This is a genomic window from Acinetobacter sp. TTH0-4 (assembly GCF_015602665.1).
In the GTDB taxonomy this organism is placed as follows: Bacteria; Pseudomonadota; Gammaproteobacteria; order Pseudomonadales; family Moraxellaceae; genus Acinetobacter; species Acinetobacter albensis.
Window position 1 is genome coordinate 2,323,399 of record NZ_CP059079.1, and the last position, 16,877, is coordinate 2,340,275.

Genomic DNA, 16,877 nt, shown 5'->3' on the forward strand with positions numbered 1-16,877 from the left:
CAATATGTTAACTTTCAACTAATCAAACCACCACTGTAGAACACTTGAGTCTGCACCAAGCGTATGTGATAATTTTATAATCCTTCTCTGAAAATGGCATTTATATGTCAACAGGTCATGTTGAATATGCAAGCTTGAATGGAACGCATATTTTTAAGCTTATTGGCGAAGTGCGTGCCCAATCTTGTATTAGTTTAGACAAACTTTTGAGTAAAATTGAACAACAATCCAATGTGGTTGGTGCAATCGTAGATTTAACCCAAACTTCATTTATTGATAGTACTGTTTTAGGTGTTCTTGCTAAGCTCGGTATAAAGCTTAAACAAATTCATCATATTCAGGCCATCATGTTATCGACCAATCCAGATATTACTATTTTGGCCAACAGTATGGGTTTGGGTCAGGTGTTTGTGATTTTAAATTATTGTGGTGATCCGAAACTCTGCACACGAGAATTAATCGAAGAACATATTACTCATAATGCAATGTTAAGTACTGTTTTAGATGCCCATAAAACACTGATGAAATTGAATGAAAATAACCAAAATATGTTTGAACCTTTGGTTAAGCAATTGCAAAAAGAACAAGATAATTTAGAGCAAGTTCCTCAGCAAAACGTTTAAATCATATTTTTAAAGGCGTGCCCGATGACTTTACTTTCTGTTGTGCAAATGAATTCCCAAGATGATATTGAAACTAATTTCATTGTGATCGAGTCATTGATACAACAAAGTAAAGCAGCGGGTGCTGAGCTTATTGTTTTTCCTGAAAACTTCATCTGTTTTGCAGGCGGTAAACAACGTGAAACTGCGCAGCAGTTTGAAAGTATTCAGCAACGTTTAGAAAAATTGGCACATCAATATCAAATTTGGCTAGTCGCTGGCACACTCCCTTGCCCTTTTCGCCCTGATGGTTCGACGATCCAAGATGGTCGTGTTCGTACAGTCAGTTTATGTATTAGTCCTGAAGGTACAAAAGCACGTTATGACAAGATACATTTATTTGATGTACAGGTCGCTGATGCAGTGGGGGGGTACCAAGAATCTCAATTTTTTGAACCAGGCACAGATGTCGTAATCGCAAAAACACCTTTTGGCAATATTGGTCTAATGGTTTGTTATGATTTACGTTTTCCAGAGTTGGCCTTAACTTTACGTCACCAAGGTGCAAATATTTTGACTGCACCATCAGCTTTCACCTATACAACAGGTCAAATGCATTGGCAGCTCTTATTGCAAGCACGTGCCATGGATAGTCAATGCACTGTTTTGGGTGCAGCTCAGCAAGGTTGGCACGGTCAAAAACGTCAGACTTGGGGGCATACGGGTGCAACCAATTGTCGTGGTCAAGTTTTAGATATCATCCACACAGAAGGTACAGCTCTCATCACAGTCCCTTTCGATCTTGTAGAGCAAGAAAAAATTCGTGAATCTATGCCTTTAATGCAGCATCGCAAACTCATAAACTATTAAGTATTTTCATTTTACAATCAAATATTCGATATAGAAAAATTACAAAACAACTGCTTATTATTTCCTGTATATCCCACAGGATAGAAGCTCAAATAAAATTGATAGGGCTAAAACATGTCTTTAGAAAAAACAGTCTATACAGCAAAGGCCAAAGCAACAGGTGGTCGTGATGGGCGTGCTACCTCATCGGATGAAATTTTAGATGTAAAACTGGCGGTTCCTCAAGAGATGGGCGGTGCTGGCGGTGGAACCAATCCTGAACAATTGTTCGCAGCAGGTTATTCTGCTTGCTTCTTAGGTGCAATGAAATTTGTGGCCAGCCGTGATAAATTGAATATTAGTAAAGATGCTTATATTGAAGGTGAAGTAGGTATTGGGCCTATTCCAACAGGCTTTGGTATTGAGGCCAAACTGAATATTCATTTAGAAGGAATGGATCAAGCAGAGGCACAAAAATTAGTCGATGCAGCCCATATTGTTTGCCCATATTCAAATGCAACGCGTGGTAATATTGATGTGACGTTGAATGTGATTACCTAAATTTAATAATTTTAGTCGAGTCGTCCTATCCTAAAATGACGTATTTATAGTGTCTCAGGATAGGACGTTTAGGTGAGTCATGATTTACAATCAACGATCTCTGCTTTTTTCATTAGACTCAAAAACCTAACCTTAAATAAAATCATAAAAATAAAAAATCTTACTTATAAGCAAATCTTTGATGCCTTATTGTGTTTTTCATCTTCAAGTAAAATTCAATTGATTCTTTTCAAAGTTAAATTGAGAAAAGTTAAAATTAATTGAGTACATTTTTAAGAGGTAAAAATGCCAAGCTTGATTAGGCTCAGCAACCTATCCCTCTAGATTAACTCAAATATTTTCGCTTTAATCCGCCGCTTCATTCGTCACACGAAGTACTTCTTCTAAAGTCGTTTTACCAGCCAATACTTTACGTAAGCCATCATCACGAATAGAGCCCGATTGCTGACGCGCATAGGCTTCAATTTCGTACTCCGCAGCATGACCATGAACCAAACGACGCATATGATCATCTACAGGTACAATTTCATAAATAGCAGTACGGCCCATAAAACCTGTATGTGAACAATGTTCACAACCTTTAGGTTGCGGCAATTTTAGTTCAATATTGTTTTGTATCGGCTTAAAAATTTCAATTTCAAATGCATCCGCTTCATGCCATGTTGCACAACGTGGACATAGAGTCCGTACAAGACGCTGTGCAATTACCCCAATTAATGAGCTTGCCAGTAGAAATGGTTCAATTCCCATATCTTTAAGTCGTGTAACAGCACCAATCGCAGTATTGGTGTGCAGAGTTGAAAGCACCAAATGACCTGTAAGTGAAGCTTGAACCGCAATTTCTGCAGTTTCTAAATCACGAATCTCGCCGACCATAACAACATCAGGATCTTGACGCAACATGGCTTTTAAAGCACGCGCAAAGGTCATGTCTACTTTGGTATTGACCTGTGTTTGGCCAATGCCTTCTAGTTGATATTCAATCGGGTCTTCAGCAGTTAAAATATTTTTTGAGCCATCATTCAGGTCAGATAAAGCTGCATATAAGGTTGTGGTTTTACCCGAACCTGTTGGCCCAGTCACCAAAATAATACCGTGCGGACGATGGACCAAATGAGTCAGTCGTTCATAGTCAGGTTGCATGAGCCCTAAATGGGTCATATTGAGACGCCCAGCCTGCTTGTCGAGTAAACGCATCACCACCCGCTCACCATGCGAGGATGGTAAGGTTGAAACACGCACATCAACTTCACGGCCTGCCAGTCTTAAAGAGATACGCCCATCTTGAGGCACACGCTTTTCAGCAATATCTAATCTGGCCATGACTTTAATACGTGACACCAAAAGTGGCGCAAGTTCACGCCGAGGTTGCACAATTTCTCGAAGTTGACCATCAACACGTAACCGAACGGATAGTTTCTTCTCAAAAGATTCGATATGAATATCTGAGGCACCAACACGAATGGCTTCTGAAAGTAAAGCATTGATCAATCGAACAATGGGAGCATCGTCTTCTTGATCCATCAAATCTTCAGCCTCAGGGACAGAATCTGCCAAACTCAGCAAATCAGGGTGATCTTCTAGACCCGCTGCCACTTGTTGAGATTCGCCAGTATCGCCTGCGAAGCTCGAACTGAGGAATTGGTGAAATTCTTGTTCACTACACAATTGATGTTGTGCAGAATATCCCAAATAGCGACGTGCTTCCTGAATCGCCAGCATAGGCGTATTGCTACGACGCATAATAAAAGCCTGATCGCCTTCGTATCGAAGTAGTACACCATGGCGTTTAGCAAAACTATAAGGTATTTGTAGTTGTTTAAGTATTTGCATCAAAGTTTATAATGATGGATAAATTGATTTGAGTGTACTCTAAGCGAATGACAGCGTGAAGTCTGTTTTTTACTGATTAAGCAATATAGGAAGTGTGCTGTTGTTTAAAAATAATGAGCTGGTCGAACCAGATCACCCAAACTTAAAATGGTGGGGTGAATATAACTTTGAACTTAATCAGCCTAAAGCATGGCAATTTGGTTCTTTATTGTTTCGCTTGACACGTGGGCTTCAAGAGTGGCGGCTGGAGTTTCATCGCCCACAGGTTCAATATGACTATGAACAAAAATGGCATGAAATCGAAGATCCTAATTTTGGCTTTCCGCAACCTGTCCAAATAGAACGCTATATGTTCAAATCTACTCAAGCCAAGTTGCAATTGATGCCACGCTTGGCTGATCGCTCGGTTGTCATCAAACCAGTCGATCCCATTTATATTCCTGCGGGGCAGCGCGGTACACTTTATATTAGTACGCCTTTGTGGATTGCAGGTTTTGTCGAAGGACAAAGAGATCCATTATTTGATATTCCAGTGATTCTGCCAAAAGATACTTGGTTTGGCCCGAACCATCGTAGTGGAGAAATTTGCTATGCCACTGCTGTAGACGGTCGTACTGAATTACACCTGTTAAAACCACGTTCTTTTCGTGCAGTTACTCCAATTGAATTTCACAATACCAGCCATCAACAGTTACGTTTTGACCGAATGAATGTACCTGTTCCAGCCTTGCCACTTTTTTATAGTGAAAGCACAGGACGTTTATGGACGTCACAAATTAAAGTTTTGCATGAAAGTTTAGACCGACCGCCTCGGATTCGGATCGAAAACCGTACTCCACCGCATGCAGGTGAAGTCATATATGTTCATCCACCGCGTTCGGCGGCGGGTGCTTTATTCAATATGTTCGATTCATTTTTCTAAGGGGATACTATGCCAGATTCGAATATCCCAAAAGAAATTACCAGCAGTATTAAGGGGATTTTTACCAATATTAATACCGATCGGTTGACTGAAATATTGGTCGCACTGACTTTAGGATTTATTGGGTTCCTGATTGCCAGATTTATTTCAAATGCATTTATTCGTACTATTGGTTCACGTTTTAATGCCCATCAGCGACTGGTTTGGCGTCGCGGTATTTTCTATTTTATTTTTCTCATTTTTGTGATGGCCAGTCTAAAAGAGGCTGGATTTAAACTCAGTGTCTTTTTGGGTGCGGCAGGTATTTTAACCGTCGCCTTGGGTTTCGCCTCTCAAACTTCGGCCAGCAATTTAATCAGCGGCCTATTTTTAATTGGTGAGGGTTCTTTTGAAGTTGGCGATACGATTCAATTGACCCTAATTCGCGGGCATACAATTGAAGGTGAAGTGATTTCGATTGACTTATTGTCAGTCAAATTATTGACGCTTGACAATGTATACGTACGCCTTCCGAACGAACAACTCATTCGAGCCCCAGTACACAACTTGTCTAAATTTCCAATACGGCGTATTCCCATTACTTTAGCCATTAATTTTCATGAAGATATCATTAAAGTTCGTGAAGTTTTAATTGATGTTGCGACCAAATACCCTTTGGTTTTGGCTGATCCAAAACCTGCAGTAACAGTGACAGCCTTTCGTGAATCTTCGATTGAACTATTATTTGCAATTTGGTGTGACCGCGAAAACTTTTTTAAAGTTCGTGATGAAATGCAAGAAAGAATCCGAAATGGCTTTTTAGACAATGAAATTGAAATTCCAGTACCTAAAATGGGTTTTGTAGACCGACCACCAAATCAGCATCTTTTAAATGATGAAGAAGTTGATCAATATACAAATGCAGCAGAAATCAAACGCGAACCCAATTTAAAATAATCCAAATTCTCTCCCCCTTCAGGGGGGATTTTATTGATCAATATTTAGATCAAATCGTATATTCTACAATCTGATTCAATCAAGATAAGAAAATGTGGATTAGGTCATGTTCTCACTTTCTGGCATCGGAGCAATATAAGCAATGATGAGCATCACAAAACCTGCACCTAAAAATGAAATGACTCGACTTAAAGTCCCCACATGAGATAAATCAAACAGTACCAGTTTCAGGGTAACAATCACTAAAATACTGCCACCTAAAATCCAAACTGAACGTAATTTTTTCCGACTGGCGAGACTCATGCTCATAAAGGCCAAACTGACCCAGAGTAAAGTAAAACTGAGTTGAACCGTGCTATCTTTCCATAAAGCGAGTTCGTTAAAGGGTGTACCCAAATAGACATGTAGTGCACGCAGTACAATATAACTGCTTAACCAAAGCAAACTGAGTACCGCTAATACCGCGACAATCCCCCGATCTAGACCTGATTTCAGCTGTAAAGACAGCATCCAAATAAAACTGATCCACATTGCGATACTGACCAGATCAAAAGGATTCAAGACAGGCATGAAATAGCCTTGAAAAGCCTGTTGGGCCAACATTTGTGAACCAATCATCCAAAATATCATCAGTCCCAAACTACTTCGTGATTGCCATAGCATGGCCCAGTCTGAATGATCTTTCTGCCTATAACACCACGCACAAAACATTAAAGGTAAAATCACCACACTCATATAAGGCATGTTGGGGACTAAGGTTAAGCTACTGAGCGCGAGACTCAGCAAAGCACCCAAACTCATCCATTCTTTTTCACTCCGCAATCCCAATGCAGGACGCAACCACAATAAAGCCAGTATTAAACCCGATACAGCAAAACCGATACGGTTAAAAGGAGATGACCATACAATAACGCCCTGCTGACTTTGATCAAGCACAATAATCAACGCAAAAACCAGTACTGGAATAAGTCCCATCCATTTTGGCCAAATCCATGACCATGTCGCCTTACCCGCCAACATCAGTTCATTCATGAGCAAAAACCATCCACTGACGATCAATAAACTCATGACGAATTGGTGTGAATGATCAATTTCATTTAACAGTAATACGATTAACATGGTCGTTGCGGACAGCATCTGCACACAATGAAAAATAAGAGTAGAATTACTCAGTTGATATCTAAAACTCTCTCGACTATTGGCCATCAAAATGACAGCAAAATAGCTCACACATAAGCTCCAATACATGCCACGTGGAAATACGCTTAATTCGACCCAATAATAAATACTGGATAATCCAGCAACGATGAATAATCCCATCGCAAGATAACGACTAATTCCTGACTTTCGGTACAGCGCATAGGTAAAAATAAGCAGCCCTTCAACGGCCCAACCCATCACACTCCATTGCTCAGGTAAAAGAATGGGCGGGATCAAGACTAAAAAAATCAGCATTAAACTGAAATAGCTTTGTGAAATCAGAGACACTGCATGATGATGCTTAGACGCTTGATACAGGAGTGCATAGACCAAAGCAAAGACCAAACTTGCACCTGCTTGCCAAATTTTTTCATCAAAATACATGAAATAAATGAAAATATAAGCAATCATAGGTGCGCCAAAAATCAGGGCAAGATCCAATGCAGGCTTCAGTTTAAATTGCTCAACATCTGCTTTGGCAAGAAGCTGACTAAAACGAAAACTCAACCAAACAAAGATAGCTGTATGCAAAATAATCAAGAGGCTTAATGCATTACGTTGGGATACATCTCCTTGATAAAAGGCGTATCCACCACCCACACAAACCGTGACTAAAAATGCAATTTGGTTGAGTATTTTCCAAGGGCGTAAAGTATTTAAAATTGCCACGGCAATATTAATGACCGCATAATAACCCACCAGTTCAACAGCAGTTGCATTACGTACTGGCAAGGTAAAAGGTGCAAGATAGGCAACCATCAGGGCCATAAGAGCCAGTTCAACTGATTGTTGTTTTAAGCTCAACAGTAAAGTTACAGCCATAATCCCTATAAAATATAAAGCAGCCATCCATACGTTTGGAATGACCGCATTGTAGTAAGCAAAAAATAGCGTCAGAAATAAAGTGGCTAAACCTAAACCCTCTAAGGCCAAGGCAAAACTACGGTTTTTTGAATAAAGAGAATATCCGAACGCTGTAACTACCCCACTCATAGCTGCAACTAAAATCAGTTTAAAAGTTAGGCTGATTTGCCAATGTTCTGTCGCAAAGCGCAGTAAAAGTACAACCCCCATAACCAGTACCAGTATCGCCACTTTTAATACAGGATTACCTTGAAAGATCCATTGATTCAATTGATCAGTTAAACCAACGGAAGAAGTGTTGTTTTGAGTGAAGGCTGGCTGAGGGAATTGATTTTTTATCACAGCATCAGGTGAAGAACCAACTTGAGATAAGTGTGTTTGTATTTGATTGAATAAATACTCTAAACGTCGTAGCCAGCGTAGAAAGAAAAAAATCCAGAGCGTAATTCCAGTTGCAACCATCCATGTCCACGCCATGGCAACACCGACAAGCGCAACAATCACAGCAAGATATAAAGGCACTTTAGAGGTTTCTTGAACAGGGAAGCGTATTTCTTCAGCCATTTTTACAGTGGGTGTTTGGATCGCATCGACATAGTGCATGACACTCATCACCAAAGCTAAAGCACACAAATAAGTCAATAGACGCACATCTAAAAACCAAGCCCCTACACCGACTATAATCAATACCATCAGCCAAATCATCCGGATTTCGCTCTGCCCTTTGTGCATTATTTATGGATCTCAACCTTTATTTAATCCGATCATACAACAGCTCAGACTTTGATTTTTAAGCATTCATCAGATATTCGGTAACACCTGACTTTATGATGTTCTATGTTCATGGGTAAAATCACGTACAATAGCCCTGTTATTTGAATTAGGACTCTTTCAATGCCACCATTTGTTTTGGTCGATGGCTCATATTTTTTATTTCGTGCATACCATGCACTGCCACCACTAACCACTTCTACAGGTTTACAGACCAACGCAATTCGTGGTGCGATTTCTGCAATTCAAAAATTGATGCGCCGTATTCAACCGACCCACATGGCCGTGATTTTCGATACACCTGAACCTACTTTTCGTCATGTGCTTTCCCCTATTTATAAGGGTGATCGTCCAAGCATGCCTGATGAGTTGTCACAACAAATTCCCTATCTTCACAATTTGATTCGGGCGCTCGGTATTCCTCTCTATACGCTTCCAGGGGCTGAAGCGGATGACGTGATTGGAACGCTGGCTAAACGCGCTGAAAAAGAGGGTCATCAAGTTCTTATTTCCACTGGCGATAAAGACATGGCCCAATTGGTCACGGATAAAGTGACTTTAGAAGACAGCTTTAAAGACAAGCCCATGGACGTCAATGGCGTATTTGAAAAATTCGGTGTATGGCCCAATCAAATTATCGACTATTTAACATTGATGGGTGATGCATCGGATGGCATTCGTGGTGTACCTGGTGTAGGTGCGAAAACTGCGGCTAAACTTTTAACAGAATACGGTTCAATTGGCGGCATTTTAGAAAATGTCGACCAGATTAAAGGCAAAGTGGGTCAAAGCATTAAAGATAATGTGGAAGGCATTACTCTTGATCACCAATTGGCCAGTATTGTGATTGATTTAGACTTAAATCTCACGCATGACGACCTTAAATTGCGTGATCCAGATGTCGAGCAACTGCGCAGTTTATATACTGAACTTGAGTTTCGTAACCAATTACAATCATTAGATCATCCCAACAATCCAAATAGTTCAGTCTATAAACAAAGCGCTCAAGCCATTCAAGCATCTGCACGTCCGCAACAAAATATTCCAACCGAAGATCAAGCTGATTCGACCAGTGTAGATGATCAATTGGGGCAAGCGACGTATCATACAGTACTCAGTCAAGCAGATTGGGATACCTTATTCACACGCTTAAATACCGAAAAACGTTTTGCTTTTGATACTGAAACCACCAGTTTAGATTACCGTATTGCTGAAATGGTCGGATTTTCAGTCGCTTTTGATGCGGATGATGCTTACTACGTTCCGTTGGCACACGATTATGAAGGCGCACCTGAACAACTCAATCGTGAAACAATCCTATCCCAAATTAAGCCTATTTTAGAAAATGCATCCGTTGACAAAATTGGACATCATTTAAAATATGATGCACACATTTTGCAAAATCATGGCATTGAATTACAAGGCTGGTATTTCGATACTATGCTAGCCTCTTATGTTGTTAACTCTGTAGCAACACGTCATGGCATGGATGATGTGGCACGTTTATATTTAAGCCACTTAACCACGACCTATGAACAGGTTGCAGGCAAAGGCGTTAAACAAAAAACTTTTAATCAGATTGAAATCGAAACAGCCGCACATTATGCCGCTGAAGATGCGCATGTTACTTATCGCCTCTACGAAGTATTGTCTGAAAAATTAAAAGCCTCACCTGAACTCGACAGTATTTTACATAAAATTGAAATGCCAGTGGCTCGTGTCCTAACCCACATGGAAGAAAATGGCATTGAACTTGATCTGAAATTTCTTGATCAATTAAGCGTCGAATTTTCAAATACTATTCAAAATTTAGAACAGCAAGTCATTGAATTGGCAGGCGAACCATTTAATGTCAGTTCACCAAAGCAAGTCGGTGAAATATTATTTGAGAAGCTGGGCATTAAAGGCGGTAAGAAAACGTCTACTGGTCAATACAGCACCAGTGAAAGTATTTTAGAAAAAATTGATCACCCAATTAGCGCGCTCATTTTAGAATATCGTGGGCTTTCAAAACTTAAAAGTACTTATACTGACGGCTTACAAAAACAGGCCAATAATGACAGTGCGCGAGTCCATACCAGCTATCATCAGGCCCTAACTGCAACGGGTCGTTTATCCTCAACGGACCCCAATCTGCAAAACATTCCTATTCGTGCAGAAATTGGTCGTCAAATTCGTAAAGCATTTGTCGCACCTGAAGGTCGAGTATTGTTGGCAGCCGATTATTCACAAATTGAACTGCGTTTAATGGCACACCTTTCTCAAGATGAAGCATTGGTTCATGCATTTCAGCATGGTCAAGATGTCCATCGTCGAACTGCTGCTGAAGTTTTAGGCATTGAACTTGAGGATGTGACGCATGACCAACGCCGTCAAGCCAAAGCAGTTAACTTTGGTCTGTTATATGGCATGTCTGAATTTGGTCTGATTCGCCAATTAGGGTTTAGCCGAGAAGAATCACAGAACTACATTAAGCAATATTTCCATCGCTATCCGGGAATTTATGAATACATGCAACGTACCCGTCAAATTGCATCAGAACAAGGTTTCGTTGAAACGATTTTAGGTCGACGTTTATATACACCAGACATTGATGCACGAAATATGATGGTACGTAAAGCGGCTGAACGTGCTGCTATTAATGCACCATTGCAAGGTAGTGCTGCGGATATTATTAAAATAGCCATGATTGAAGTTGATAAAATGCTGCCCAAAGATCAAGCCAAAATGTTATTACAGGTTCACGATGAATTGGTCTTTGAAGTTGATGCTGATCTGGCCGATGAATTGGCACCCAAATTGGCAGACATAATGCAATCAGTCGTGAAGCTTTCAGTGCCTTTAATTGTTGAAGTAGGTAAAGGCAATAACTGGGATGAAGCACATTAACAAGCTGAAATCAGTATTTTTCTTTTAGTAGATCAACTCTATTGCTCAGTCAAAGTAAGACTCCGCACTCTACTGTTTAAAGCTGAGCAATATAGCCTGCTAAAAATCTAAATATTTTTTCAGTTTTTGAATATATTAAATTTTAACTCCTCATACGAGAAGAAAAAATTCCCATAAAAAAAGGACTCGAGTGAGTCCTTTTTTTTACAGCAAATTTTATAAACCAGTTAAAAGCACAATGGCAACTTGGTTCATAATAATTTCTGCAATATATAAGGTCAAAAACGCAATAATCGGTGATAAGTCAATCATTCCCATATTGGGCAAAATTCGACGAAAAGGTGCCAATAAAGGTTCTGCCAATTCTTGAATCACTTCAATATACGGTGAACGAGACTGGGTAAACATTACCACCCAACTCAAAATAATCGTTGCAAAAATCAAGTAACGACAGAAGCGAATTAAATCTTGAATCATGGTCACAAAAGTTAAAATAACCAAATGAACAGGACTATTCGGCATCGCACCTGATAAATACATGACCCCAAAAATTTTAAGCAAATAGAGTAGTAACACAAGCGCTAATGCTGCGAGGTTAACACGGCCATTTGCGACAGTCGGAAAAATTCGACTAAATATATCAACGATTTTTGTGGCTTTAACGGTAGACAATACTACTGGATTATAAGCATTCACCCCTGCCAATTGCATGAGAAAACGGAAGAATACGAGCAAAATCGCTACGTTAATAATAATGCCAAAAATCAGCGCAGAGTTTGCACCCATACTGGAACTTTCCTAAATAAAAACACGTTATTTACTACTTTCACTTAACTCTTGAGCAAGTTCTTGGCTACGCTTTTGCGCAGCAGCCAAAGCAGCCTGAATATTTTGAGAGATTTGCGCACGATCAAATACTTCAAGTGCAGCTTGGGTCGTCCCATTTGGCGAAGTCACATTTTTACGTAATTCAGCAGGTGTATTTGCACTCGTAATCGCCATTTGTGCAGCGCCCAAAGCGGTTTGCAAGGTTAATGCAGTGGCCACTTTTTCATCTAAACCTAAGTTTTTTCCTGCACGAATCATGCTTTCCATCATATAGAAAAAATATGCTGGACCAGAACCGGAAACTGCTGTGACTGCATCAATTTGAGCTTCTGAATTTACCCAAATTGTCAGTCCAGTTGCAGCTAAAACTTGACTAGCAAGTTCACGACTTTGTGTATCTACCGCAGCAGTCGCATACAAACCATGTGCTCCAGTCTGTACCAAAGCTGGAGTATTTGGCATCACGCGAACAACTTGGTCTGTATCCAAGAGTTGAGCAATGGTGGCTATTTCAGCACCAGCCACAATCGACATCACTAATTTGTCAGTAAACAGACCTTTAAGCGGTTTGAGTACATTGGTCAGTACTTGTGGTTTCACCGCAAAAACAACGATATCCGCATCACGAATGGCAGCAACATTATCATCGGTCACATGCACATCTTTTTCTGAGAGAAAAACTCGTACATTTTCGACAGGATCGGAAACTGTAATACGTGTTGCAGGCAATCCACGTGAAATTAGCCCACCAATTAAGGCTTGGGCCATATTACCACCGCCAATAAAACAAATATTACAATTTAATGCTGCACTCATGAATCCTACTCAACTGATTTTTTTTAACGAAGAGATTAAATTTGGTTGCCAGCCACCGACTTCACAATACTCAGAGTGAGCCAACCAAAAACCTTTGGGTGTAAAAACACCAAGCATAACATTATCTATGCTTAATATTTGAATTGTATGACGCTGCCAAGGAAAAATACGTGCTTCTTGTATTGCTTTTTTTAAAGGCCAAGATCCAACACGACCCTGTAAGTGAATTTTTTCCCCCGTTTGACGTCGAACCAATTTTAAATTTTTACCCAATAATGTGGTGGACAAACCCACTGGATTTGATTCAACACAATATTCTCCTGACATGAGGTGAAATGTTTGATCCAATTGTACTTGAAGGGTTTCTGGTAAAATATCTGATTCATTCTGAGCAGCGAGATATTCAGCTGCACTCAAACGGTAAATTTTTTGCTGATAGCGGACGTAGTAAAACTGATTGCAGTGTAAGGCGGCCTGTGCATCTAACTTAGAACCTATCACTTCCTTGCGTAAGCGCTCAACCATCTCGAAACTTGGACGATATTGATCTTGCCCCTTCATCCATACAGATAAAAGCTGTCGTTGCCGTGGTATAGAAAGTAAGGCTATTTCTTTTAGATCTATTTCAGTCGCTGTCGTACATTGGCTTAAATCCTGCTGCACAATCTCTTGAAGAATATCGTTGGCATCCTGCATCAAATAACTGGTTCGCGCTAAAGCATGTTGCATTTTAGGATAACGATTCTGTAATACTGGCCACAGTTCATGCCGACACCATGCCCGATCATAATGAGTATTCAGATTGCTGATGTCTTGAATATTTTGCACATCTAGTTGCTTTGCCCATTGGCAAATCTGCTCACGAGAGATATCTAACAACGGTCGCCAAAGTGTGAACTGTTCACGAATATCGACTTTTCGCATCGCAGACAACCCCTGCACCCCTGCACCAGACAGCAAACGTAATATTAAGGTTTCCGCCTGATCTTGTTGATGATGGGCCAGAACTAAAATTTCATTGGGTTTTAGATGTTTTGAATAGGCTTGATAACGTGCTGCACGTGCTTGCTGTTCTAGATTACCTGTTTCAACGTAAACAGCTTCAATCAAACAAGGAACATTGAGTAATAGACATTGTTCAGCCACAAATTGCCCCCAATTTGCACTGTCTTGTTGCAATTGATGATCAATATAAATGGCCCGAACTTTTTCAGGAAAAAGACCAGAGATTAAATGCAGTAGCAACATAGAATCTATGCCACCACTACACCCAATTAAAAAAGCACTCTCCGATGGAAAGTGCTGAATTTGATTTAAGACGCTAGACCTAAATTGTCGCTGCCAAACTTCATCAAACGCTGGTAACGTGCTTCGCATCTCTCATTCGCATCCATCGATTGCAATTCTTCTAAAGCTTGTTGTAAAACTTCTTTAAGTGCTTGCATAACTTGTTCAGGCTGCACATGTGCTCCTTCACCTTCATCTACCACATATTCCACAATACCCATTTTTTTGAGTTTATCTGCGGTCAGTGCTAGAGCTTCACTGGCTTGCTCCGCTTTTTCTGCAGTTTTCCACAAAATTGATGCACAACCTTCAGGTGAAATTACTGAATAAATACTGTGAGATAACATAATCACGCGATCTGCTACCCCAATACCGAGCGCACCACCTGAACCACCTTCACCAAGAATAGTCGCAATCACAGGCACTTTTAAACTTGAAAGCTGAGCCAAACTGGTGGCAATCGCTTCTGCCTGACCACGTTCTTCCGCGCCCACACCAGGATATGCACCCATAGTGTCAATAAAGGTAAATACAGGTAAATTAAAACGTTCTGCCATATCCAGTAAACGTTGTGATTTACGATAACCTTCTGGATTACTCATCCCAAAATTATGTTGCAATTTCTCACGCGTGCTACGACCGCGATGTTGACCAACAATCATCACTGGCTGCCCATTAAAACGTGCCAAGCCCCCGATCATTGCACCATCATCACCAAACACCCGATCTCCATGTAAAGCATCGAATTCAGTGAAGATTTCACCAACATAATCCAAGAATTGCGGGCGTTCTGGATGACGCGCAATTTGAACTGTTGTCCATGCTTTAGATTGAGCAGCTTTATTTTTCATAGGTCGACCATTATCCCTAAATTAACAATAACTTGTTAACCAATCATTTGTTAATCGATAAATTGTTCCGACTGAATATTCAATTCAATATCCCAATGCTTGAACTGCACCTGTTCATCGTGCAAGTCTGCTACAAGCAAAGGCCATTGTTTGGCATCGCCAGAAACGCTGAGTTGCCATTGTTGCTCATTGCCGATACTTAATTCAATGGCAGGAAGCATCTCATCGCTACGACTATGATTCAGTAAAACTGCAAGACGCAGCAATAGACTTAAGTGCACTAATTTGCTACCACCGACCTTGGCAACATCCACTCGACTATCACTACGCAGCTTACGACGATGATGCGCAACCAGATGCGAAAGATGATTTTGATCAATTTGTGAGAAGCCTGCAATATCGGAATGTTGCAATAAATACGCGCCATGACGGTGATATCCACCGTGACTAATGGCTAAACCAATTTCATGTAAATAGGCAGCACGTCGCAGTAAATCACTATCTTCGGTGTTTAAATTCAAAGACTTAGAAACACCATCAAGTAAATGCTGAGCAGTTTTGACCACACGTTCTGCCTGCTTAGGATCAGCATTATAACGCCCCATTAAAGCTTGCACACTGCGATCTCGAATATCTTCATGCTGGAAACGTCCCAACAAGTCATACATGACACCTTCACGTAATGCACCATCGGAATAGACCAACTGAGTCAGTTCCAGAACATCAAATACTGCATATAAAATGGCAATTCCAGCTGGCAAAACTGCTCGACGGTCTTCTTTCAACCCATCAAAATCAACTTCTGAAATATGCTTAAATTTGAGTAATTTTTCTTTCAGTTTTTCTAGACCTTCGCGAGTTAAATTTTCTTTTTCATCGCTCCAGCCCATATTGACTGTAATTTGTCGACACGCTTTGATCGTACCGCTTGAACCGACAACTGTATCCCAGCCTGCTGTTTTATAGGTGTTGGCAATTCCTGAAAGCTCTTTACGCGCCGCAACGACAGCTTTATCAAAATTTTTCTGATTAATTTCACCATCACTAAAATACGCACTGGTAAAGGCAACACAACCCATTTGTAAAGATTCTGTATGAATAGGTTCGAATTCTTCACCAATAATCAGCTCTGTAGAACCTCCGCCAATATCAATCACCAAACGACGACCGCTATTGACCATGGTGTGAGATACGCCTAAATAAATCAGACGTGCTTCTTCACGACCAGCAATAATCTCGATCGGTTTAGGTAAGATTTCGGCTGCTCTTTGAATAAATTCATGACCATTTTTAGCTTGGCGCAAAGCATTAGTCGCCACTATTCGCAACCGGTTCGCTTGCACTGAACTTAAACGTCCCACAAAACGGGCCAAACATGCTAGTCCCCGTTGCTGTGCGGCTTCAGTTAAGTTTTTATTTTCATCTAGCCCAGCTGCCAATTGTACTTTTTCTGACATTGACGCTACTTTTTTCACTTCGCCATGGTCTACACGTGCAATCGCTAGGTGAAAACTGTTCGACCCCATATCGATGGCAGCAAGCAACTCTTCATCAATCAAAAAATCAGACATTATTCAAATGAACCCATAATAATTGTGCTTAGAGTAATTCACATGCTTAGAATTTAAAAGCATTTATCAAGGCAAATAGATGAGTTTTTAATCTAAA

General features: G+C 40.4%; 13 protein-coding genes. 6 read left to right on the forward strand and 7 right to left on the reverse strand.

Annotated features, from left to right (window positions below):
* The first annotated feature begins 104 nt into the window (after window positions 1-104).
* The 3 genes from gigB to H0S58_RS10880 all read left to right on the forward strand — a co-directional run bounded on the left by gigB (window position 105) and on the right by H0S58_RS10880 (window position 2,012).
* Window positions 105-623, forward strand: coding sequence for an anti-anti-sigma factor GigB (gigB, locus tag H0S58_RS10870; RefSeq protein ID WP_053578681.1), 519 nt, complete (start codon window positions 105-107; stop codon window positions 621-623).
* A gap of 24 nt (window positions 624-647) precedes the next feature.
* Window positions 648-1,472 (forward strand): carbon-nitrogen hydrolase family protein, encoded by an 825-nt coding sequence (locus H0S58_RS10875; protein ID WP_053578682.1) that lies wholly within the window; start codon window positions 648-650, stop codon window positions 1,470-1,472.
* A gap of 114 nt (window positions 1,473-1,586) precedes the next feature.
* Window positions 1,587-2,012, forward strand: a complete 426-nt coding sequence (locus H0S58_RS10880; RefSeq protein WP_092718098.1) for an organic hydroperoxide resistance protein — start codon at window positions 1,587-1,589, stop codon at window positions 2,010-2,012.
* Between the two features lie 345 nt (window positions 2,013-2,357).
* Here the strand turns inward: H0S58_RS10880 and gspE are convergent, their stop codons facing one another.
* The gene (gene gspE, locus H0S58_RS10885; protein WP_053580252.1) at window positions 2,358-3,845 is read right to left on the reverse strand and encodes a type II secretion system ATPase GspE; all 1,488 of its coding nucleotides are present in this window, start codon (window positions 3,843-3,845) and stop codon (window positions 2,358-2,360) included.
* Window positions 3,846-3,945: 100 nt separating this feature from the next.
* Here gspE and H0S58_RS10890 point away from each other — a divergent pair, with 100 nt between their 5' ends.
* Window positions 3,946-4,767 carry a hypothetical protein gene (locus tag H0S58_RS10890; RefSeq protein WP_053578684.1) on the forward strand — a complete coding sequence of 274 codons (822 nt, stop codon included), beginning with the start codon at window positions 3,946-3,948 and terminating at the stop codon, window positions 4,765-4,767.
* Window positions 4,768-4,776: 9 nt separating this feature from the next.
* Window positions 4,777-5,703 (forward strand): mechanosensitive ion channel family protein, encoded by a 927-nt coding sequence (locus H0S58_RS10895; RefSeq protein WP_053578685.1) that lies wholly within the window; start codon window positions 4,777-4,779, stop codon window positions 5,701-5,703.
* Between the two features lie 99 nt (window positions 5,704-5,802).
* On the opposite strand, the gene H0S58_RS10900 is transcribed toward H0S58_RS10895, so the two are convergent.
* Window positions 5,803-8,499 (reverse strand): DUF2339 domain-containing protein, encoded by a 2,697-nt coding sequence (locus H0S58_RS10900; RefSeq protein ID WP_195726524.1) that lies wholly within the window; start codon window positions 8,497-8,499, stop codon window positions 5,803-5,805.
* A gap of 162 nt (window positions 8,500-8,661) precedes the next feature.
* Here H0S58_RS10900 and polA point away from each other — a divergent pair, with 162 nt between their 5' ends.
* Entirely contained in the window at window positions 8,662-11,427 is a 2,766-nt protein-coding gene (gene polA, locus H0S58_RS10905) for a DNA polymerase I (protein WP_053578687.1), read from the forward strand.
* Window positions 11,428-11,643: 216 nt separating this feature from the next.
* Here polA and H0S58_RS10910 read toward each other — a convergent pair whose 3' ends face one another.
* From H0S58_RS10910 to ppx, 5 genes are read right to left on the reverse strand one after another with little or no spacing between them, the layout of a single operon-like run.
* Window positions 11,644-12,213 carry a YggT family protein gene (locus H0S58_RS10910; protein WP_053578688.1) on the reverse strand — a complete coding sequence of 190 codons (570 nt, stop codon included), beginning with the start codon at window positions 12,211-12,213 and terminating at the stop codon, window positions 11,644-11,646.
* 27 nt (window positions 12,214-12,240) lie between these two features.
* A complete protein-coding gene (proC, locus tag H0S58_RS10915) occupies window positions 12,241-13,071 on the reverse strand; it encodes a pyrroline-5-carboxylate reductase (RefSeq protein ID WP_053578689.1) in 831 nt (276 codons plus the stop codon).
* Window positions 13,072-13,080: 9 nt separating this feature from the next.
* Complete coding sequence (gene tilS, locus H0S58_RS10920; protein WP_195726525.1) at window positions 13,081-14,448, reverse strand: tRNA lysidine(34) synthetase TilS; 1,368 nt, start codon at window positions 14,446-14,448, stop codon at window positions 13,081-13,083.
* Window positions 14,385-15,209, reverse strand: coding sequence for an acetyl-CoA carboxylase carboxyltransferase subunit alpha (locus H0S58_RS10925; protein WP_092718116.1), 825 nt, complete (start codon window positions 15,207-15,209; stop codon window positions 14,385-14,387). The genes tilS and H0S58_RS10925 overlap by 64 nt, the downstream gene beginning before the upstream one ends.
* A gap of 50 nt (window positions 15,210-15,259) precedes the next feature.
* Window positions 15,260-16,780, reverse strand: coding sequence for an exopolyphosphatase (ppx, locus tag H0S58_RS10930; protein ID WP_193890889.1), 1,521 nt, complete (start codon window positions 16,778-16,780; stop codon window positions 15,260-15,262).
* Window positions 16,781-16,877 lie beyond the last annotated feature (97 nt).

Bases quoted from the DNA above. Each gene is read 5' to 3' on its own strand.
- gspE (WP_053580252.1), bottom strand. From the start codon at position 3,845: ATGCAAATACTTAAACAACTACAAATACCTTATAGTTTTGCTAAACGC.
- H0S58_RS10925 (WP_092718116.1), bottom strand. From the start codon at position 15,209: ATGAAAAATAAAGCTGCTCAATCTAAAGCATGGACAACAGTTCAAATT.
- ppx (WP_193890889.1), bottom strand. From the start codon at position 16,780: ATGTCTGATTTTTTGATTGATGAAGAGTTGCTTGCTGCCATCGATATG.
- proC (WP_053578689.1), bottom strand. From the start codon at position 13,071: ATGAGTGCAGCATTAAATTGTAATATTTGTTTTATTGGCGGTGGTAAT.
- polA (WP_053578687.1), top strand. From the start codon at position 8,662: ATGCCACCATTTGTTTTGGTCGATGGCTCATATTTTTTATTTCGTGCA.
- H0S58_RS10880 (WP_092718098.1), top strand. From the start codon at position 1,587: ATGTCTTTAGAAAAAACAGTCTATACAGCAAAGGCCAAAGCAACAGGT.
- H0S58_RS10875 (WP_053578682.1), top strand. From the start codon at position 648: ATGACTTTACTTTCTGTTGTGCAAATGAATTCCCAAGATGATATTGAA.
- H0S58_RS10910 (WP_053578688.1), bottom strand. From the start codon at position 12,213: ATGGGTGCAAACTCTGCGCTGATTTTTGGCATTATTATTAACGTAGCG.
- tilS (WP_195726525.1), bottom strand. From the start codon at position 14,448: ATGCGAAGCACGTTACCAGCGTTTGATGAAGTTTGGCAGCGACAATTT.
- gigB (WP_053578681.1), top strand. From the start codon at position 105: ATGTCAACAGGTCATGTTGAATATGCAAGCTTGAATGGAACGCATATT.
- H0S58_RS10900 (WP_195726524.1), bottom strand. From the start codon at position 8,499: ATGCACAAAGGGCAGAGCGAAATCCGGATGATTTGGCTGATGGTATTG.
- H0S58_RS10895 (WP_053578685.1), top strand. From the start codon at position 4,777: ATGCCAGATTCGAATATCCCAAAAGAAATTACCAGCAGTATTAAGGGG.